General features: G+C 35.6%; 1 pseudogene. It reads left to right on the plus strand.

From position 1 onward, the window contains the following. Positions 1–526, plus strand: a pseudogene (locus tag O3664_RS09150) (IS3 family transposase); the annotation flags it as partial.

Here is a 526-nt window from a genome sequence, read left to right on the forward strand (position 1 = left end):
TACATGATTAAATTGATTGATCGTTACGGAATAGAGTTCGTCAAAAAAGGAAAGAATTGTTACTATTCTCCTGAACTAAAACAAGAGATCATTGATAAAGTTCTTCTTGAGGGGCATTCACAAATTAGGGCGTCTCTGGATTATGCTCTTCTAAGTAGTGGATTACTTTCGAATTGGCTGGCACAATATAAGAAAAACGGGTATACTATTGTTGAGAAAACAAGAGGGAGACCACCTAAAATGGGACGTAAGCCAAAGAAGAGATTTGAAGATATGACAGAATTAGAACGTCTTCAAGCAGAAAATGAGTACTTGAGAGCGGAGAATGCCATTCTAAAAAAGTTGAGAGAACTCCGATTGAGAGACGAAAAGGAGCAAGAAGAAAAACGGAAATTGTTCAAGGACTGGTAACAGAGTTTTCTTTAGATATCCTTCTAAAGATTATTAAACTTGCCCGTTCAACTTATTATTACCACTTAAAACAGCTGGATCAAAGCGATAAAGATTATGATATTAAAGCTGAAAT

The sequence above is a fragment of the Streptococcus sp. 27098_8_109 genome (genome assembly GCF_041432295.1).
Taxonomy (GTDB): Bacteria; Bacillota; Bacilli; order Lactobacillales; family Streptococcaceae; genus Streptococcus.